Raw genomic sequence first — 19,352 nt, 5'->3', positions numbered from 1 at the left:
TCACCGGGTTTTCGACCAGTCGATCAGACGGCGGGCCGACAAGCGCATCCCATCTTCCGATCCGGCGAAGGAAAAGCGCACCGTGCGGCTGCCGCGCTGCGGGTCGAAATCGACCCCCGGCGTGATCGCCACCCCGGTTTCGGTTAGGATGCGCTGACAGAAGGCAACCGAATCGTTGGTCATATGGCCGACGTCGGCATAGAGATAGAAGGCGCCATCGGCGGGGGCGAAGTCGCGGAACCCGGCTTTCGGCAGTTCTTCCAGCAGGATCGCCCGGTTGCGGGCATAGCGGGCGCGGTTGGCCTCAAGCTCCTCCGTTGCCTCGAAGGCGCCCAACGCGGCGCGCTGCGCCAGGGTAGGGGCGGAGATGAAGAAATTCTGCGCCAGACATTCGACCGAGCGCACCAGATCGTCCGGCAGGATCAGCCAGCCCAAGCGCCAACCGGTCATCGAGAAATATTTCGAGAAGCTGTTGACGATAATCGCCCGCTCGCCGCCTGCTTCCGGCAGTTCCAGGGCGCAGGTGGCGGCGCCGGTATAGGTGAGACCGTGGTAGATTTCGTCCGACACAAGCCGCACGCCGTGGTTTCGGCACCAGGACAGCAAGGCCCCCAGGGCGTCGCGCGACAGGACGGTGCCGGTCGGATTGGCAGGGCTGGCGACGATGACCCCATCGAGCGGTTGCACGGCGGAAAGCTGTTCGACGGTCGGGTGAAAGCCGCTTTCCGGCCCGGTCAGGATTTCCACCACCTCAATGCCCAAGGCCCGTAGAATGTTGCGGTAGGCCGGATAACCGGGGCTGGCCAACGCCACCCGCGCCCCGGCATCGAAGGCTGCCAGAAACGCCAGCAGGAATCCGCCCGACGATCCGACCGTCAGGCAGATGCGCGCCGGATCGACCGTGACGCCATAGGTGGCTTTGTAATGCCCCGCCAGCTTCTCCCGCAGTTCCGGCAGGCCGAAAGCGTCGGTATAGCCGAGCTTATCGGCGTCGAGCGCCGCATGGGCGGCGCGCAGGACCGAAGCGGGGGCGGGCGTCGACGGCTGGCCGACTTCGAGATGCAGCACATCCGCCCCTGTCGCGGCGCGGGCATCGGCGGCGCGCATGACCTCCATCACAAGGAACGGGTCGATCTGGCCGCGGCGGGAAATCTGCATGATCCGTCTTTCGTCACTGGGGGCGAGGCCCCATGCCCTTTACTGTTGCTGCCCGAGCGACAGGCCAAATCCGCGCGGGTCGGTGCGCTGGTCGCAGCGCGGCGTCGGGTCGGGAATGCCGGAGGGGCAGAAGACGGCGTTGACGCGGCCCATGCCGGGGGCATCGATGGGCGTATAGCCCTGCTGCTTCAGCCGTTCCTTACTGTCGTCGGCATCGGGTTCGAGGAAGAGGTACGGACCTTCCGCAAATTGGCGCGGACGGATGACCGCTTCTTCAAGGTCAAGACCATCGACGAAGGCGGCGTTCAGCACCTGCATGACGGCGGCGGTCGCCGGGCCGCCCCCGGTGCCTGCGGCGGCCATATAGGTTTTGCCCGCGTTGAGATTGACCACCAGCACCGGGGCCAGCGAGGCGTTCACGGCGGCAGGCGGCGGCAAGAATAGACCCGTGCCGGTCAGGCTGCGCCCAGTGCCGAACAGCCCGCCGCTGGTGAAGGTACAGGCGACGGCGCTGCCGGTTTGATCAACGACGACCAAGCTGGCACCCGGCGGGGCGCTGCCTTCCGGCAGGGGAATACCCGCATCCGGGGTGGGCTGACCGGGGCGGAAATCGGCGAGCAGCGCCTGCGCGGCGGCATCGGTCCCCGGCGGCGGCACGGCATCGCCCTTGCTGCGCTTGACCTGAGCCGTTACCGCGCGGCGGGTGGCTTCGGCGAAGCGCTGCGGTCGATCCGGCGGCGTCAGTCCAATGAAGTTCAGGCGCTGAAGCTGGGCATAGATATCGGCAGCGATGACCCCACCGCCGACGGCCCCGCCTGGGACGGCGAAGACGTGGTTGCCGAGTTTCTGTTGTAGCGGGGTTTCGAGGGCGGGCAGGGCGGCGCGCAAATCATCGAGCGACAGGCTGCCGCCCGCTGCTTTACTGGCGTCCACCAATTGCCGCGCGGCAAGGCCGGTGTAGAGATCGCCGATTCCGGCGAGGCGCAGGCGGGCGAGCAGCGCCGCCAGTTCCGGTTGGCGGATCGGCGTGCCTTCGGGCAGCGGGAAACCGCCGGGGGCAAAGAATAGCCCCTGGGCCGCCGGTTCCAGCATCGGCGCGATGCCGGGAATGTTCAGATAGGCGGCGAAGGCGCGTGACAGCGGGACGCCTAAGCGCGCGGCTTGTTCGGCTGGGCCGATGGTCTGTTCGATCCGCAGCCGCCCGCCCTTGCTGTGCAGCAGGGCCAAGCCGCGCGGCGTCATCGGCACGCCCATGCCGCCGCCCGCCGCCGTGCGGGGGAGGAAGTTGATCGTATCAATCCGTTTCGTCAGGCTATCGAAGCTCAAGCAGGCCCCACCGCCCGACAGACCCGCGACGGAGGGCAGCGTTACCCCTAGCATAAAACCGCCCGCGACGGCGGCATCGACGGCGGTGCCGCCCGCTGATAGGATTTCGCGCATCGCCAGCGCGGCATTCGGCTCGTCGGCGGCAACCCCGCCTAGGAAACCCTTCACATAGCCCGAACTGCCCAGCGTCTTCGACGGTTCGTCGGCGCAGCCGGTCAGCACCGCAAGGGAGAGGGCAAGCGCGCCGTAGAATTGACGCTTTGGACGGAGAGGCTTACCTAAGATCATCATGACCAAGCGCGCGCCTTTGCTGAAGCGACTGATTGCCGGAACTCTGGCCGGAACCCTGCTGCTCGTTGGGGGAACTCTCCCCGCGCGGGCGCAAGGGTTAAGCCTTGTCCGGGATGCGGAGGTGGAAACTAGCATCCGCATCATGGCAACGCCACTCTTTGAAGCGGCGGGCCTGCGCCCGGAAGCGGTTTCGATCAATCTGATTAACGATAAACGCCTGAATGCCTTTGTGGCGGGGGGGCAAAACCTCTTCCTCAACACCGGGCTGCTGGTCCGGGCCGATAATGCCGGGCAGGTCTTAGGCGTTATCGCCCATGAAACCGGGCATATGGAAGGCGGGCATCTGGCGAAGCTGCCTGGGGCGATCCGCGAAGCGATGATCGGCTCGTTGCTGGAAACCCTGCTGGCCATGGGGGCGGTGGTCGCCGCCGGCTCTCAACGCAGCCGCGATACCCAAGTGCCGAGTTCCAACACCGGCTCGCCGGTCACGGGGGGTGGCGGCGGTCAGTCGGCAGCGATGCGCAATCTGTTTAGCTTTACCCGCACGCAAGAAACCGCTGCCGATGCCGCCGGGGTATCGCTGCTCGATCAGACGCGGCAATCGTCGCGTGGGTTTTTGGAGTTCATGGAAATTCTAGCGAACCAGGAGTATCTGGCGCTGGAGCGGCAAGACCCCTATGCCCGCACCCATCCGCTATCGCGCGAGCGGGTGGAGTTTTTGCGCAATCATGTCGCCAACTCACCGCTTAGCAATACCCCCGTCGCCCCGCAGTATGCCGCGATGCACAAGCGGATTAAGGCCAAACTGATCGGTTTCTTGGAACCGCAGGCCATCGTTTTCCAGCGCTACCCGACGACCGATACCAGCCTTGAAGCGCGTTACGCCCGCGCCATTGCCTATTACCGGGTGCCAGATTTGCAGCAGGCACTGCGCACGGTCGATAGCCTATTGGCCGACGCGCCGACCGATCCGTTTTTCTGGGAACTCAAGGGCCAGATGCTGTTCGAAAACGGCAAGGCCCTGGAGGCACGGGAGCCGTATGAGAAGGCGGTGCAGTTCAGCAAGGGGATCCCGCTGCTGAAAGTCGATCTGGCGCAAGTGCTGCTGGCGGCGGCCGATGCGCAGTCTGGACAGGCCGCGACCGATCTTGCCAAGCGGGCGCAAAATCTGCTGCTGGACGCGCAGACGCAGGAAGGCCAATCGCCGAAGCTCTGGCGCCTGTTGGCTGTCACCTATGGGCGGGAAAATAACATCGGCCTTGCGGCGCTCGCGACGGCGGAACTGGCGATGCTGGAGGGCCGCTACCGCGACGCGCGCGACCAGGCCCGGCGGGCCTTGAAGTTGCTGCCCGCCGGCGTCCCCGGCCAGTTGCGGGCGCAGGATTTGGAAAGCCAAGCGATCAGAGAGTTTGAAAGGGCGCGGGAATGATGAAAATCGGCGTATGGGCGGTCGGGATCGGTTTGCTGCTGGGGGGAAGTGCGCTCGCCGCCGATCCCTTGACGCCCGCCCAGGCGGATGCCGTCAAAGCCCTGGTGCGGCAAGTGCTGCGCGATAATCCCGAGTTGGTGATGGAGGCGTTACAGTCGCTGGAAGCCAAACAGCAGGCCGAACAGGCGGAAAGCGCCAAGAAGATGATCGCCGCCAGCCGCGCGTCGTTGGAACGCGACCCGGCCGACCCGGTGCTGGGCAATCCCAATGGCGATGTGACCATCGTCGAATTCTTCGATTACCGCTGCCCCTACTGTAAGCAGGCCGCCGATACGGTCGACAAGGTGGTGAAAGCCGATGGCAAGGTCCGGCTGGTGCTGAAGGAATATCCCATCCTCGGCCCGCAGTCGGTGCAAGCCTCGCTGGCGGCCTTGGCGGCCCAGCGCCAGGGCAAATATGCCGAAATGCATGATGCGCTGATGGCCCACCGCGGGACTATCGATGATGCGGCTATCGAACGGCTGGCAACGGCGGCGAAGCTCGACGTGCCGCGCCTTAAGGCCGATATGGATAAGCCGGACCTGAAGCAGCGCCTGCAAGCCGTGCTGCTGCAAGGCCGCGAAATCGGCGCCAACGGCACACCGGCCTTCATCATCGGTGATCGGATGATCCCCGGCGCGGTCGATGCCGATACGCTGAAGGCGGCAATTGCCGAGGTGCGGGCGAAAAAAAGCTAACGCCCTTGTTCTACCGGGGGCATGCCCTAACTCTGTCACCTGACTGATATTGTTTTTAAGCCCAGGGGATGCGGCATGACCCTCACCGTTATCGAGTTCGGTAAATCGGACATTGAAAATACCATCGCGCAGCTTTCGAACGCCGAGGTCGATTCCCTTGCGTTCGGTGCGATTGAGCTGGACGCAACCGGTAAGATCCTGCGCTACAACGCCACCGAAGGGGCGATTACTGGGCGCGATCCGAAGAGTATGGTGGGGAACAATTTCTTTCGGGATGTCGCCCCCTGCACCGATACGCCGGAGTTTCGCGGTAAGTTTACAGAAGGCGTAGCGCGCGGCGATCTGAACGTTATGTTCGAATATCTGTTCGACTATAAAATGACGCCGACGCGCGTGAAGGTTCATATGAAGAAGGCGCTGGTCGGCGATAGCTATTGGATTTTCGTCAAGCGTGTCTAATCCAGCTTTCACCTGGTGGCGGGCGCCCGGCCTATTAAGCCGGTTGCTCGCCGATGCCGTGCGCGGGCAGTTTTTAAGCGATCATCCCGGCCTGGATGTGCCAGTGCCGCCGTGGCCGGATAGCTTCGATTTTGTTGACGATCTTGGTGCCGACTCGCTGGATCGGTTGGCGCTCGCCACCGCCGTTAGTGTGCACCTGCAGATCAACCGCAGCGGGCTCGACGATGCCCTATTGGCGCGGCGGCGCTTGGGGGACTGGCGGGACGTCGCGGCGCAAGCGCTGACGCTGTATTCCGACAGTTTCCACGTGCGGTCCTCCGGCAGTCAGGGGGCGCCACGCTGGCACGCGCACCGGCTTGACGTCTTGGTGGCGGAGGTCGAGGCGGTTCTGGCCCTGCTGCCGCCAGGGCGGGGGCGGATCGTCAGCCTGGTGCCCGCCCATCATATCTATGGGTTTCTTTTCACGATCCTCTTGCCCGCGCGGCTTGGTTGTTCGGTCTGGGAGGCGCGGGCCGCCTCGCCGGTTTCGGTCGCCGGGCGACTGATGCCGGGGGATGTGATCGTCGCCCATCCCCATTGGTGGCGCCTCTTGGCCGAAAGCGGCGTTCCCCTGCCGCCCGCCGTTGGGCTGACCGCAACGGCCCCATGCCCGCCCGCCGTGGCGCAGGCGTTGCGCGGCGCCGGGCTGGCCGAGCTTATCGAAATCTATGGGGCCAGCGAGACCGCCGGGATCGGCTGGCGCCCCGCAGGGGCCGGGCCGTTTCAGCTTTTGCCCGCCTGGCAGCCGGGGGAGGATGGGCAGCTTGTGGCCGCCGATGGCCGCCGCGTCGATCTGCCCGATCATCTTGCCTGGCAGGAGAACGGGCGGTTCGAGGTCCTGGGCCGCAAAGACGGTCAGGTGCAGGTCGGCGGCGTCAATGTCGATCTGGCGGAGGTGCGCCGTACGATCCTGGCCGTTGCGGGCGTTCGCGACGTTGCTCTGCGCCTCGCGGCGTCCGGGCGGCTGAAGGCCTTCATCGCCTCAGACGCACCGCCCGTGGACTTGCGCCCGGCCCTCCAGGCGGCGGTCAGTGCGACCCTGCCGCCCCCGGCCCGTCCTGCTTCTTGGACCTTCGGTCCCGCCCTGCCGCTCACCCCAGCGGGGAAGCCGAGCGATTGGCAGGAGGGGGCGTGAGGCTAAGCCTTACTTCGCCGCCGGTTTGGCGGAGAAATATTTGTCGAACTTCCCGGCGACACCCTTAAAGCTATCGGCGTCCGACGGCGGTGCTTCTTGGCGGGTGATGTTCGGCCATTGGGCGCTATACTCGCGGTTCAGCTCGATCCAGGCTTCGGCGCGCGGGTCGCTGTCGGGCAGAATGGCTTCCGCCGGGCATTCTGCTTCGCAGACGCCGCAGTCGATGCATTCATCGGGGTTGATGACCAGCATATTTTCCCCGGCGTAGAAACAATCCACCGGGCAGACTTCGACGCAATCGGTATAGCGGCACCGGATGCAATCTTCGGTCACGATATAGGACATGAGGGGGAGGCTCCCTTCCCGAGCAGGTTGGATCAGGCGCGGTTTTTAGGCGCATTATCGGCGGCGCGTATCATAGTCAGCCCGCCCCAGGACACAAGCCCGGCTACGGCAGGGCGCAATTCACGGAGAAGAGTGTAAATATGTCCGATCCCCGTCTCGCCCAACAAAGCGCCCCGGCGGCCCTGCGCAACCGCGCCCCGATTCTTGAGGTTCTTCAACCCCATCTGCCGCCGGGCGGCCTTGTGCTGGAAATCGCTAGTGGCACGGGGGAGCATGCCCTGTTCTTTGCGCAAGCCAGACCTGACGTGACCTTCCAGCCGACCGACCCGGATGCGATGGCCCGCGCCAGCATCGATGCCTATGGGGCCGACGCCGGATTGCCGAACCTGCGCGCGGCGCTGGCGCTCGATGCCAGCGCGCCAGCGACGTGGCCGGTAGATCGGGCGGACCTGATCCTCTGCATCAATATGGTTCATATCTCCCCGTGGGGCGCGACCGAAGGGCTGATCCAAGGCGCCGCCCGCTGCCTGCCGCCGGGCGGCACACTGGCGCTCTATGGTCCCTATCTCCGGGACGGGGTGGCGACTGCGCCGAGCAACCTCGCCTTCGACGAAAGCCTACGTCGCCGCAACCCCGCCTGGGGGCTACGGCGGCTTAAGGATGTGGCGGACCTCGCCGCCTCGGCAGGCTTCTCCTCCCCGGAGGTAACGGAGATGCCTGCGAATAACCTGACGGTGGTGTTCACGAGAAACTAGAAGCGTCTCGCGTATCCGGTATCGGGGTGTCTTGCTTCGGCTCTGCCGGGTTTTTGGGGGATATATTTTTACATGCGCCGAACTTGGGCGAGGAACCGATCAACCTGGGTATCGAGGTCATTTGCTTGAGTGCCGAGGACTTGCGACACCTTCAGCACATGGACCGAGCTTCGGCCGGTTTCTTCGGTCGCGGCTGTTACGCCATCCGTATTGGCGGCGACTTCCTTCGTGGCCGAGGATTGCTGCTCAATCGCGCCCGAAATCGACGCGTTGATCTCGCTGACTTGGATAATCGTGTGAACGATTTCCTGGATCGATGCGGCTGTGCTGCGGCTGGCTTCCTGAATATCGCTGATCTGGCGGCCGATTTCTTCGGTTGCGCGCGCCGTTTGGGTGGCGAGGCTCTTCACCTCGCCCGCAACGACCGCGAAGCCTTTTCCGGCATCGCCCGCGCGGGCGGCCTCGATGGTTGCATTCAGCGCCAGTAGATTGGTTTGACCGGCGATGCTGCTAATCAGGTTCGTCACCTCGCCAACCTTGGCGGCGGTGGCGACAAGCGCCTTCACCAGCTCCTCGGACTTATGGGCGGTCGTGACCGCGCGGCCAATCGTTTGCGAGGCATCGGTAATCTGGCGGGAAATTTCGGCGATAGACGCGGACAATTCCTCCGTCGCCGATGCAACGGTGGAGCTTTGCTTATCGGTTTCCTGCGCCGCAGCGGAGAGGGCTTCGGCGGTTGTTTGCAGGGTCTCGGCGGTTTTGGCGACCGAATCGACGAGGGATTTGACCGAGGTTTCAAAGACCTTGGCAAGATCGGCGTTCTGCTTCTTCCGCTCCGTCAAATCAATCGCGAATTTGACGATTTTCACAACGCGCCCGTTTGCATCGCGAACCGGGTTATAGGAACCTTCGATCCAAACTTCCCGCCCGCCTTGCCCGATCCGGCGGAACTGCCCCGCCTGATAGGTTCCGGCGCGAAGACGGTCCCAAAATTCCCGATACTCGGCGGAGGTCTTATAGGCAGGCTCCACAAACAGGCTGTGGGGGCGGCCTTTAATATCGTCTAGGGCATAGCCCATCACCGCCAAGAAGTTTTCGTTCGCGGTCAGGATTGTACCGTCAAGATCGAACTCGATCATCGCCTGCGACCGGTTCGCCGCGTCGTTCTTGCCTTGCAGGTCGGCGAAAATTGCCTTCTGCGCCGAAATATCGGTGGCGATTTTTACCACCTTATAGGGGCGCCCGCTGCGGTCGAGAACAGGATTATAGGATGCTTCGATCCAAACCTCGCGGCCATCCTTACCGATGCGTTTGAATTGCGCCTGCTGGAATTCGCCGCGTTTCAGCGCTTCCCAGAAGTGCCGGTAGTCTTGGCTATCGCGATAGGCCGGCTCGACGAAAATACGGTGGTGCTGGCCTTGCACCTCGTCCAGCCGATAGCCCATTGCCTTCAAAAAGTTCTCGTTGGCGGTAATGATCGTGCCGTCCATCTTAAACTCAATGATCGCCTGAGAGCGACTGAAGGCCGATAGCGTCGCTTGATCATCGGAAAAAAAGCCAAACATCTGTCAGTTCCTCCCGGGGAAGATTTTTTGGGTGGGTGCTTGACTGAATTAATAAGGTAAACAGATTAATTGACCGTAAAAAGATCATTCGAAAAAAAACCGCAGTTTTTCAGGGAAGGGAAAAATTTAAATAATTCTAGGATTTAAAATCAGGAAAAATATTAATGATTTTTTTACCTCTCTCGGATTGGTGTTTATGTAAATCTATCTATATCTGCGGATAATTCTTAATATAGTAAGTGTCTGTGTTCTAAGGTTCTAACTTTCGTTGAGATTGAGGGTGTCAATTTTCAATAAAAAATAGGGTCTTGAGTTGGTGCATATCTACAGATAGCGGTGACTCAGGCGGCACCTCATCAAGATATTTTCGTTTCGGCCCCATCAATTTGGCATGCCTCAAAAGCCAGAGGGGCCATCAGCCGATGGCGCATTGGTCTGGTGAAGGGGCTGAGGCAAATTGCCACATCCGCAAAAATACGCACGTTTAAAGCCCCCTTATGAGGCTTCGAACGCGCGGCATGGCTGCAACCTAATTGTCGGTGCCGCTAAAAGAACTTCGCCCGCACGTCGGTGGAGCTTTCGACGCCGATCTTGTCGAAATGCTCCGCCAAAAATTCCTGGGCCTTCTGCCGTCCCATATCGTGCAGATAGGTCAGAAAATCCCAGTCAGAGTTCAGTTTCGACGAAACGCCGAACTGCGCCAACTCGGCTTCGGCATCAATGGTATGGATGTTCACGCGCTTATATTTTGCCGCATCCAACTCGTTCCCGTCGAGCAGATCGCTGACGAATTGGATCGCCCGCATTTCGCGCATCAGGCTGGAATTGAACGACAGGGTGTTGATGCGGTCCATAATGCCGCGCGCGGTGCGCGGCACTTCGGTAATATTGATCGGGTTGATCTGGACGACCAAAATATCATTGGTGCCGCCCGCATAGATCAGCGGGAAGATCGGCGGATTGCCCGAATAACCGCCATCCCAGAAAAACTCGCCATTGATTTCCGCTGCTTGGAACAAAAACGGCAGGCAGGCCGATGCCATGATGGTTTCCGGCGATAGTTCCGCCTGTTCGAAGACGCGCAACCGTCCGGTCAGCACATTGGTGGCGGCGATGAAGACTTTGCAGATATCGCCCCCGGCGCGCAGGGCCGGGAAATCCACCACATCGGCGATGATCTTCTGAAGCGGGTTCAGGTTCATCGGGTTGAGTTCGTAGGGCGAGAAGATGCGCGACATCGCATCGAACGTGGCCCAAAGCGGCGAGAATTCGATGTTCCCGCGCGACAGCATCTTATCCAGCGGCGTCGCCTGAATCGGGCTTTTCTTACCCTCGTCGGACGATTTTTTCCAGAAACGGCGCAGCAGGTCGCGCGCCGCCTCCGGCCCGCCGGTGATCAGGCCGCAACCGGTCATCGCGGCATTCATCGCCCCAGCGCTGGTGCCGACCACCGCTTCGATCTCGACCCGCCCGTCTTCCAGCAGCGCATCGACCACCCCCCAGGCGTAAGCCCCGTGCGAGCCGCCGCCTTGCAGGGCCAGCTTGATTTTCTTTTTGGTCGGGGCGGCACTCATGCAATCTCTCCAGAAACAGGCTTGGTCAGGGCGGTGGGATCGGCCTTGTGCAGCCAAATCTCGTTCCGCGGCAGGAAGGCCCCGGCGGGGCCGGAGCGGAAGGCGGTATAGACCGCTTGGGCAAGTTGCCCGCGGATGATGACCAGCCGGGCGAACTCGTTGATGAAGAAATACAGACGCCAGACCACCACATCGTTGCGCATTTCATGCATCAGCACGATCGGGCCGGGGTCGCTCAGCACGCCGGGGACGGTAACGGCGGTGCTTTTCAGCAGGTCTTCGATCTCGGCAGCGTCGAAACCGTAGATCAACGGCACCTCGATATTGGCGAGATGGTTTTTGCTCGGCACCATATGATTGGTTAGCCGCGCTTTGGCGATGGTGGCGTTGGGTACCACCATATCGTCGCCGGTACGGGTGCGGATATGGGTGGCGCGCCAATTGGTGACCAACACCATGCCCTGCACATTGCCGTCCAGCGTCACCCAATCGCCTGCCTTGAAAGGCCGTTCGAAGTTCAGCGCTAACCCGGCGAAGAGATCGCTCAGGGTGTTTTGCAGCGCAAGACCGATAACGATGGCGACGATCCCAGAGGTGGCGAAAACCCCCGTCACCGGCTGCTTGAACACATGCACCGCGACCGTTGCCGTCGTTAGTACGTAGATGATGATGTTCAGCATATCGGTCAGCAGTTTGCGCTGACGCGGCATGCCCCCGGCGCCGGACCCGAAGATGCGCGACCACAGGAACAGCTCGAGGCCGGAGGTAATGTTCCAGGCCAGCGCGTACCACCATGCGATGGCAAGCCCATCGACGATTTTATCGTGCAGCAGTTGCGATGGCAGGAAGCCTTGATAGCCGCCGAGATCGTCGGGCCGCAGGATCGCCGCCACGACGAGCACCTGCACGAGGATCGACCAGAAAAAACGCCTCGTCTCTGCGCGCATGGGGCTTCCTAGGTTCGCGGTGTGCGGTGACGATAAGAATCGCTCTGAACTTTGTAAATAATAAAAGCCCAGCCCCCCTAGGGATATCCCCGGCGGGACTAAAAAGAGGGACGGGCCGGACCCAAGAAAACCCAAGGGTTCCGGCCCATCGTTTTATTGTTCGGTGCCCAAATCCTCGTACAGCGTTTGCGCGACCGGGGCAGGGCCGCGTTTTTCATCCAGCGCTACGACCCGCACCACGCGGATGCGGTCAGCCTGCGGGAAGGTCAGCACATCGCCGACCCGCACCGTCACATGGGCTTTGTCCACGAGCCTTCGGTTCACGCGAACCCGGCCCTCCTTCAGCAATCCAGCCGCCAAGGTGCGGCTTTTGAAAAATCGCGCGGCCCAGAGGAATTTATCCAGCCGCATGCCGTGGGTCAGGATGGGGGCGTGAAGCATTGTCATGGGATCGGCACCATCTCCCTTAATTTGGCGAAGGGTGAATCGGGGCGCGCTGCCCCTTGGCTGGACCGCTCCGGCGCCCGTTGCGGGCGACGGCGGCGGCGGGTGAAGCGCAGGTCGGCGGCGTCATCCGCCTCCGGCGCCGGGCGGCCGCGATAGCCCAAAGCGGCTAGCACGGCGGGAACTTCGGTCGGCTTGCAAAAGGCCAAACGCGACAGGCTTTCGTCGGCGGCAAATGGGCCCTGCGCGGCTTTCTCGCGCACGGCTTGGGCCAGCCGTTCCACGAGATCGGCACGAACGATGCGCGGGCCGAGCACGACGAAGCCCAAGCGTTCGTACCAAGCATCCGGCAGGCCGGGATTGCGCGGTCCCGCCGGTCCCGCCGGGGCGGGGGTCGGCACGCGCTGGCCGTCGGCGATGGAATGCAGCAGGGCTTTCAGCGAAATCGCGGGTGGTTTCAGCAGCGCATCGAGGTAGATGGTTTCGGTGCCCAGCCGCACCCCCAGCCGCCCGAGGGCGCTGCGGTCGGCCTTGGTCAGTTTTTCGACCGCGATGGTCACGGCGGCGCGGGCGAGGGTGCCGCCCGCTTCCGCCAGTTCAAACGCCAGCCCGCGCGCCGCCCCGCTCAGGTCGGCGCTGCGCAGCGTGTCGAGCGGTCCTAAGGCGGTGGCGAGATGGGCGCGCACCCACCGCTGCAACCGTTCCAGCACTCTGGCGCGCGGTTCGCCGTCGAGAAGATCGGAGGGCAGCAGGTCAAGGGCGGGTTGCCCCCAGCGCGGACCGGGCGCCAGCCGCGCCAAGGGGGCCGGGGCGGCGGGCGGGTGATGCCAGAGCAGGGTGCCATCGGGCGTTAGGCTAATATCCTCGTCTGCTGCCGCGTTCAGCAGGGCGGCGCGGCGCTGGATTTCGAGGCTCAGCGAGCGGCGGGCAGCGGTCAGCAGGCGTTTGGCCTCAAGCCCTTCCGCCGTCTCGTCGGGTGTGAAGATGAACCCGTCGAGCCGCCCGACCGGGTGGCCCTCCACCACAACGCTGCCTTCCGCCGTCACCCCCGCCAGTAAGGCTTCTTGCCCGTCGAGCCGCTTGATCAGGAAGGCGCCGCGCCGGTCCACAAACCGCTGCGTCAGCTTTTCGTGCAGCGCGTCCGACAGCCGGTCTTCGATGGCGCGCGTGCGGTCCTGCCATTCGCCCGCATCGCGCAGCCATTCCGGGCGGTGGGAGATATAGGTCCAGGTGCGGATATAGGCGATGCGGGTGGAAAGCTGGTCGATGTCGCCATCGGTCCGGTCGAGCCGGATGATCTGGCCCTTCACCCACTCGTTCGGCAGCCGCCCGCCGCGCGCCGACAGGTGGCTATAGATCTGTTGCAACAGCCGCACATGGGCTTCGGCCATCGTTTTGCGGAAGTCGGGGATTTGGCAAATATCCCACAGCAGGCGCAGGGCCTTCGGATTAGTCGCCGTCTCGCGCACTTCCGGCAGCTTCGCCATCGCCTGTAGGGTCAGGTGATCCTCGGCGTCGCGCTTGCGCTTTAGGGCGGGGTGGGGCGGCGGTGCATCGAGCGAGCGTAGCAGCCCTTCCAGCGAGCGGAAGTCGAGTTTCGCCGTGCGCCATTGCAGGGTTTCGATGGGATCAAAGCGGTGGGTTTCGATGGCTTCGATCAGATCGGCGTCGAGCGCGCCAACCTCCGGCAAGGTTCCGAACGAACCATCGCGCATGTAGCGCCCAGCGCGTCCGGCGATTTGGGCCATTTCCGGCGCGGTCAGGCGGCGCGGGCTTTGACCGTCGAACTTGGAGATGCGGGCGAAGGCCACATGCTCCAGATCCATATTCAGCCCCATGCCGATCGCGTCGGTCGCGACCATGTAATCGACTTCGCCGGACTGATAGAGATCGACCTGGGCGTTGCGCGCGCGGGGGGAAAGGGCACCGAGCACCACGGCACAGCCGCCGCGCGTCCGCCGCACCTGTTCGGCTAGGGCGTAAACATCGGTGGCGGAAAAGGCGACGATGGCCGACCGGCGCGGCAGGCGCGACAGTTTCTTCGGCCCGGCATAGGTAAGGGAGGAAAAGCGCGGGCGCGTCGTAATCTCGATATCCGGGATCAGCCGCTGGATCAGCGGCTTCATGGTTTCGGCACCCAGGAACATGGTTTCCGACAGGCCGCGCGCGTGCAGCAGCCGTTCGGTGAAAATATGGCCGCGCTCCCAATCGGCGCACAGCTGGATTTCATCGACGGCGAGGAATTCGACCCTCCGGTCGAGCGGCATGGCTTCGACCGTGCAGACGAACCAGCGCGCCCCCGGCGGCATGATCCGCTCCTCCCCCGTCACGAGCGCGACGGACCCGGCGCCTTTTAGTTTGCAGATGCGGTCGTAGTTTTCGCGGGCAAGCAATCGCAGCGGAAAGCCGATCATGCCGGAGGCATGTCCGAGCATGCGGTCGATGGCGAGGTGGGTTTTACCGGTATTGGTCGGACCCAAAACCGCAACCACCCGCGAAGCGCTGAAGCGGTGCTGCATCACCCCTGAGAGTCGGCGTTTTTGATGACAATCGCAAGTCCCCGCACTGCGAAAATTTTGTGTGCTGCAAAACGGTCACAGCGCGGGGGCGATGTTAGACCGGGCGCAGCGGCAAATGCGGTCCCGGCGGCAGGGCGACGGTTATCGCATCCTGCGGGCGCACAATGCCGGAGGTCAGGACGATGCCCATCACGCCCGCCTTGCGCACGAGTTCCCCTGCTGCATCGCGGTCCAGCACGGCCTCGGTCAGCCCGTCGCGGTAGGTATTGAGCTGCAGGCAGGGATTACGCAGGCCGGTGATTTCCACCACGGCGCGCTCGCCAATCGTCAGCCGCGTGCCCTGGGGGAGGGCCAGTAGGTCGATGCCCGCCGTCGCGATATTCTCGCCAATTTCACCGGGGCCGATGGCAAAGCCTTTGCCTGCCAGCTCCTCAAAAAGCTCGGTATGGATCAGATGGACTTGCCGCAGGTTCGGCTGATCCGGGTTGGCCCGCACGCGGGAGCGGTGTTTAACCTTTTCCCCGGCATGGGCGTCGCCCTCCACCCCCAGGCCAGCAATCAAGCGGATTTCGAACTGGGTGCGCTTTGAAAAATTATGCGATGGGCTGAGGCTGACGGCGGTAACGCGGGCGGTCATGGTGGCTCCTTCTTCATCGCCAGGAAGCCTACCCGGCAGGGCGCCCGCTGGGCCCGTGCAACCTTGGCATATCTCCCGTGTTGCGGGGCTGGCGCCCGGCCTGTAGCTGGGTTACATCTGCGGAAAATGGGGAGGAAGCAGATGCGTCTCGGCATTGATCTCGGCGGCACCAAAACGGAAATCGTGGCGCTGATGCCCGATGGTTCCGAAGCCTATCGTACCCGCGTGCCGACCCCGCGCACGGAGTATCGGGCGATTCTGGAGACGATTGTCGGGTTGGTGGCCGGGGCGGAAGCGGCGCTCGGTCAGCGCGGCACGCTTGGCGTCGGTATTCCCGGTACGGTGGATCGCATCAGCGGGCGGGTGAAGAACGCCAATACGCAGGTGCTGAACGGCCATCCCATCGACCAAGATTTAACCGCTCTGCTGGGCCGCCCGGTGCGGGTGACGAATGACGCCAACTGTCTTGCCGCCTCCGAAGCCTCGGACGGCGCGGCGGCTGGGCTGGACGTTGTGTTCGCCGTCATTATCGGGACGGGGGCCGGGGGCGGGGTGGCTCTGAAAGGCCAGGTTTGGCCGGGGCCGAACGGTATCGGCGGCGAGTGGGGGCATAATCCGCTACCCTGGGCGACGGCGGACGAGCTGCCGGGCACGCCCTGCTACTGCGGTAAGTCGGGCTGCCTTGAAACCTGGATTTCCGGCACCGGCTTCGAGCTAACCGAGGGGCGCGGCCATAAGGCGAAGGAGATTGCCGCCCTTGCCCAAGCGGGCGAAGCCTGGGCCGAAACCGCCCTGCAGCGCTACGAAGACCGGCTGGCGCGCGGCCTTGCCACGGTGATCAATCTTCTCGACCCCGACGCCATTGTGCTGGGCGGCGGCATGTCGAACCTCGACCGGCTTTACACGAATGTTCCGCCTCGGCTGGAAGGCTTGATCTTCGGCGGCGGGCCGCTGCGCACGAAAATTCTGAAGAACAAACACGGCGATAGTTCCGGCGTGCGCGGGGCGGCATGGCTTTGGCCGGTCGCCGAATAATCTCGGCCTAGCGCTCTGATTGTATCGATGATTACACAGGAAGTTAACCCGATCAGCCCAAGTGCGCACTTGTTATAAATAATGATTAAATTTTATTCTGTTTGACGGTCGGTTTTCCTTCGTGTTTCTTTAAGAGATGTATGTGACTATCGCCTGATAGAAGCACTGGGGGGGTAGAATGTTCGCATCATCCAAGCAAAATCGGTTGCTAAAGCAACAAGTCGCTGCCCTGGGTGCCTTGAATGCCCGCGTTATGATCGCGGATAAGGATCTTAATATTGTCTATGTGAACCCCTCGGTAATTGCACTGTTACGGGCCGCCGAAACCGATCTTCAGCGCGAGTTGCCGCGTTTTCGGGTCGATACATTGGTGGGTAGCAATATCGATATCTTTCATAAGAACCCGCATCATCAGCGGAATATTCTTGCCGCCCTCAAAACCCCGCATAAAGCGACGATCAAGGTTGCCGACTATCAGTTCGATCTGCTGGTCACCCCGCTGCTGGAGGACGGGCAATCGATAGGCTTTGTGGTCGAATGGGCGAACGCGAAGGAGCGGCTGGAGAATCTCGATTTCGCCGCGCAGATGGCGGCAGTGGACCGGTCGCAGGCGGCGATTGAGTTTACCGTCAATGGCGATATCACCCGGGTAAACGAGAATTTCTTGCGGGTGATGGAGTATCGCCGGGAAGAATTGATCGGTAAGAACCATCGCATTTTTGTCGATGCCGCCTATCGCGATAGTGCCGATTATGCGCAGTTTTGGGAGAAACTGCGCAAGGGCGACTATCAGGCGGGGCAATACCGCCGCATCGCCAAATCGGGCCGGGTTGTGTGGATCGAGGGCGCCTATAATCCGATTTTCGATGAAAACGGCAAACTGGCCAAGATCGTCAAATTCGCGACCGATGTGACGCAGCAGGTCGATTTGCTGAGCAATCTCAAGAAGATCCTCGATACGAACTTTAGCGAGATTGGCGGCGCCCTGCGCAAATCCAGCGAGGCGGCGGGGATGGCGGGGACGGCGGCCCAGGTTACGTCGACCAATGTTCAGACCGTCGCGGCCAGTGCCGAAGAACTCGCAGCCTCGATCGCCGAAATTGCCCACAGCATGGTCCGCGCCCGGTCGGCGACGGAGAATGCTGTGGAACGCACCGAAAAAGCCTCCACCAGTACCGAGCGTCTCGCGGCGGCAGGGCAGGCGATGAACGGGATTGTCAGCCTCATCAACTCAATCGCCGGGCAGATCAATTTGCTGGCCCTTAACGCCACAATCGAAGCGGCGCGGGCGGGCGATGCCGGGCGCGGCTTTGCCGTTGTCGCGTCGGAGGTGAAGAATCTCGCCAATCAGGCGGCGCGGGCGACCGAACAAATCTCCACCGAAATCGACGGGGTGCAGGTGACCTCGGCAGAGGTTGTAGCGGCGCTGGTCGGCATCCGCGACGTCGTTTCCTCGGTCCGCGACCATGTGACGGGCACGGCGGCGGCGGTGGAAGAGCAAAGCGCCGTCACCAAAACAATGTCGTCCACGATGCAGGAGGCTTCGGCAGCGGTGGCCAAGGTTAGTGACGGTATCCAGGCGATAACCTCGGCCGTCGATCTTGTGCAAGGCGCGGTCGGGCGCACCAAGGACGCTGCCGAAATCCTAGTGCGCTAGAGCGCTTTGCGGGCGCGGGGCTTTTGCCGAGGCAAGCCCCGCGAACCTGCTTACTGCCAGCCGTCGCCCACATATTTGGTGACGATAGCGGCCGCCGTTCCATCGGCCTTCATCGCGTCGAGGGCTTTCACCATGGCCTGAACGACGGGCGTATTGCTCTTGCCGGTGGGGGTGCGCAGGCAAGCATCGATCTTCCCGACGACGAGGCGGTCGGCCAGAACATCGCGCAGGCCGTTGGTCTTGGCCTGATAGTACAGCGAGACGCCGGACCCGATAGTGGCCTGCAACCGCCCGGCGGCCATTTTCTTCAAAATGGTTTCGACATTGGCTTCTTCGGATTTCTTGATCTGGGCGTTTTCATCGAAGGCTTGATCGTAGGTGACGCCGCGAATGACGCCGACGCCTTGCGGCGCGGCATAAAGATCGTCGATCTTGGTCAGCGCGAACCCTTTGGCGGCAATGATGATGACCGGGCTCGCCACCGGGCAGGCCGGGTAATCGACAAAGCTGGCGGTGCCCGTGCTCTTCACGCCAAACGCAAGGTCAACGCTGCCGTCCTTCAAGGCCTGTTGCAGACGGGCGCTGGGGGCGCGTTTGATGTCGAAGACAAGGCCGGTGCGCTTTGTAATCTCTGCCGCCCAATCGTCGAAAACCCCATTGCCGTTGGCGTCGCCGGTCAGATTGCTCCAGGGTGCGGCCTCGGGCAGATACAGCGTCTGCGCATCAGCGGCGACCGCGTGCGCGCTGCCCAGGAGCAGAATGAGCGCCGACAGGGCGGCAAATGGTTTGGTCATGCGACGTTCCTTTGCGGTAAACGGGATTTGACAATAAATTTGCAAACCCTGTCGCATCGTCGCAACACAGAGACCATACAGGGTATAGGGAAATAGGCGGCAGGGACCGATAGGGCTTACGCCGGAATGGCTTCCGGGGCCGGGGCGGTATCATCCTGCTTGGTCGCCAATTCGTCGATCATATGGCGCAGGATATCGGCATAAAGCGCCAGCTTATCGCCAAACTCCCGGTCACGACCTGCCAGCGCCGAAAAATCATCGGCGACATACTGCAGCAATCCGGCGTGGGTAGCGAAATACGGCGACATCTGCTAACTCCCCTCCTACGCGCGGTCCGGGGAAACCCGAACCTATCGTATCCTGGCCCGGCGGTTTCCGGGTCTTCCGAGCTGTCCCCGGCGGCGTGCTGTCATACCAGGGTCAAACTCTTGTCTCTTGTTTGACACAGAGTATGCCGTATGAGGGGTTAAATCGAGATTACTTTTTTGCAACGCAGCAAGGCCCGC

Annotated in this window: 18 protein-coding genes; 7 read left to right on the top strand and 11 right to left on the bottom strand. The window is 62.5% G+C overall.

The genetic code is table 11. The annotated features are described in order from the left end of the window. Together CHR90_RS18545 and CHR90_RS19345 are read right to left on the bottom strand one after the other, a co-directional pair. Window positions 1-1,158 carry a pyridoxal phosphate-dependent aminotransferase gene (locus CHR90_RS18545; protein ID WP_094410597.1) on the bottom strand — a complete coding sequence of 386 codons (1,158 nt, stop codon included), beginning with the start codon at window positions 1,156-1,158 and terminating at the stop codon, window positions 1-3. Window positions 1,159-1,197: 39 nt separating this feature from the next. Beyond that, a complete protein-coding gene (locus tag CHR90_RS19345) occupies window positions 1,198-2,775 on the bottom strand; it encodes a gamma-glutamyltransferase (RefSeq protein WP_170941466.1) in 1,578 nt (525 codons plus the stop codon). Between CHR90_RS19345 and CHR90_RS18525 the strand changes: the two genes are divergently transcribed. The 4 genes from CHR90_RS18525 to CHR90_RS18510 all read left to right on the top strand — a co-directional run bounded on the left by CHR90_RS18525 (window position 2,774) and on the right by CHR90_RS18510 (window position 6,574). Then, the gene (locus CHR90_RS18525) at window positions 2,774-4,204 is read left to right on the top strand and encodes a M48 family metalloprotease (protein WP_094410594.1); all 1,431 of its coding nucleotides are present in this window, start codon (window positions 2,774-2,776) and stop codon (window positions 4,202-4,204) included. The two genes, CHR90_RS19345 and CHR90_RS18525, sit on opposite strands and share 2 nt — an antisense overlap. Further along, a complete protein-coding gene (locus CHR90_RS18520) occupies window positions 4,201-4,941 on the top strand; it encodes a DsbA family protein (RefSeq protein ID WP_094410593.1) in 741 nt (246 codons plus the stop codon). Before CHR90_RS18525 ends, CHR90_RS18520 begins: the two co-directional genes overlap by 4 nt. Before the next feature lie 75 nt (window positions 4,942-5,016). Then, window positions 5,017-5,400, top strand: coding sequence for a photoactive yellow protein (pyp, locus tag CHR90_RS18515; RefSeq protein ID WP_094410592.1), 384 nt, complete (start codon window positions 5,017-5,019; stop codon window positions 5,398-5,400). Next, window positions 5,393-6,574: an AMP-binding protein gene (locus tag CHR90_RS18510; protein ID WP_170941465.1), complete on the top strand. Its 1,182-nt coding sequence runs from the start codon at window positions 5,393-5,395 to the stop codon at window positions 6,572-6,574. Before pyp ends, CHR90_RS18510 begins: the two co-directional genes overlap by 8 nt. 9 nt (window positions 6,575-6,583) lie before the next feature. On the opposite strand, the gene fdxA is transcribed toward CHR90_RS18510, so the two are convergent. After that, window positions 6,584-6,919, bottom strand: coding sequence for a ferredoxin FdxA (gene fdxA / locus CHR90_RS18505; RefSeq protein ID WP_094410590.1), 336 nt, complete (start codon window positions 6,917-6,919; stop codon window positions 6,584-6,586). 140 nt (window positions 6,920-7,059) lie between these two features. Between fdxA and CHR90_RS18500 the strand changes: the two genes are divergently transcribed. Continuing rightward, window positions 7,060-7,674: a DUF938 domain-containing protein gene (locus CHR90_RS18500; RefSeq protein WP_094410589.1), complete on the top strand. Its 615-nt coding sequence runs from the start codon at window positions 7,060-7,062 to the stop codon at window positions 7,672-7,674. 68 nt (window positions 7,675-7,742) lie between these two features. On the opposite strand, the gene CHR90_RS18495 is transcribed toward CHR90_RS18500, so the two are convergent. The 6 genes from CHR90_RS18495 to CHR90_RS18470 all read right to left on the bottom strand — a co-directional run bounded on the left by CHR90_RS18495 (window position 7,743) and on the right by CHR90_RS18470 (window position 15,360). Then, window positions 7,743-9,239: a methyl-accepting chemotaxis protein gene (locus tag CHR90_RS18495; protein WP_094410588.1), complete on the bottom strand. Its 1,497-nt coding sequence runs from the start codon at window positions 9,237-9,239 to the stop codon at window positions 7,743-7,745. 545 nt (window positions 9,240-9,784) lie between these two features. Further along, window positions 9,785-10,813, bottom strand: a complete 1,029-nt coding sequence (locus CHR90_RS18490) for a patatin-like phospholipase family protein (protein ID WP_094410587.1) — start codon at window positions 10,811-10,813, stop codon at window positions 9,785-9,787. Then, on the bottom strand, window positions 10,810-11,760 hold the full coding sequence (locus CHR90_RS18485) for a mechanosensitive ion channel family protein (RefSeq protein WP_094410586.1): 951 nt from the start codon (window positions 11,758-11,760) through the stop codon (window positions 10,810-10,812). Before CHR90_RS18485 ends, CHR90_RS18490 begins: the two co-directional genes overlap by 4 nt. Before the next feature lie 153 nt (window positions 11,761-11,913). Further along, window positions 11,914-12,207: an RNA-binding S4 domain-containing protein gene (locus CHR90_RS18480; RefSeq protein ID WP_212668727.1), complete on the bottom strand. Its 294-nt coding sequence runs from the start codon at window positions 12,205-12,207 to the stop codon at window positions 11,914-11,916. Then, on the bottom strand, window positions 12,204-14,723 hold the full coding sequence (locus CHR90_RS18475) for a helicase-related protein (protein WP_229671531.1): 2,520 nt from the start codon (window positions 14,721-14,723) through the stop codon (window positions 12,204-12,206). Before CHR90_RS18475 ends, CHR90_RS18480 begins: the two co-directional genes overlap by 4 nt. 94 nt (window positions 14,724-14,817) lie before the next feature. After that, window positions 14,818-15,360, bottom strand: a complete 543-nt coding sequence (locus tag CHR90_RS18470; protein ID WP_094410584.1) for an MOSC domain-containing protein — start codon at window positions 15,358-15,360, stop codon at window positions 14,818-14,820. A gap of 141 nt (window positions 15,361-15,501) precedes the next feature. Here CHR90_RS18470 and CHR90_RS18465 point away from each other — a divergent pair, with 141 nt between their 5' ends. Continuing rightward, complete coding sequence (locus tag CHR90_RS18465) at window positions 15,502-16,395, top strand: ROK family protein (protein WP_094410583.1); 894 nt, start codon at window positions 15,502-15,504, stop codon at window positions 16,393-16,395. Window positions 16,396-16,573: 178 nt separating this feature from the next. Next, complete coding sequence (locus CHR90_RS18460) at window positions 16,574-18,052, top strand: methyl-accepting chemotaxis protein (RefSeq protein ID WP_094410582.1); 1,479 nt, start codon at window positions 16,574-16,576, stop codon at window positions 18,050-18,052. A 50-nt stretch (window positions 18,053-18,102) separates the two neighbouring features. On the opposite strand, the gene CHR90_RS18455 is transcribed toward CHR90_RS18460, so the two are convergent. Both CHR90_RS18455 and CHR90_RS18450 read right to left on the bottom strand, forming a co-directional pair. Then, on the bottom strand, window positions 18,103-18,846 hold the full coding sequence (locus CHR90_RS18455; protein ID WP_170941464.1) for a substrate-binding periplasmic protein: 744 nt from the start codon (window positions 18,844-18,846) through the stop codon (window positions 18,103-18,105). Window positions 18,847-18,962: 116 nt separating this feature from the next. Then, complete coding sequence (locus tag CHR90_RS18450; protein ID WP_094410580.1) at window positions 18,963-19,154, bottom strand: hypothetical protein; 192 nt, start codon at window positions 19,152-19,154, stop codon at window positions 18,963-18,965. Window positions 19,155-19,352: the final 198 nt, after the last annotated feature.

It is taken from the genome of Elstera cyanobacteriorum, assembly GCF_002251735.1.
Classification (GTDB): domain Bacteria; phylum Pseudomonadota; class Alphaproteobacteria; order Elsterales; family Elsteraceae; genus Elstera; species Elstera cyanobacteriorum.
This window is presented reverse-complemented; position numbering and strand designations above follow the sequence as displayed.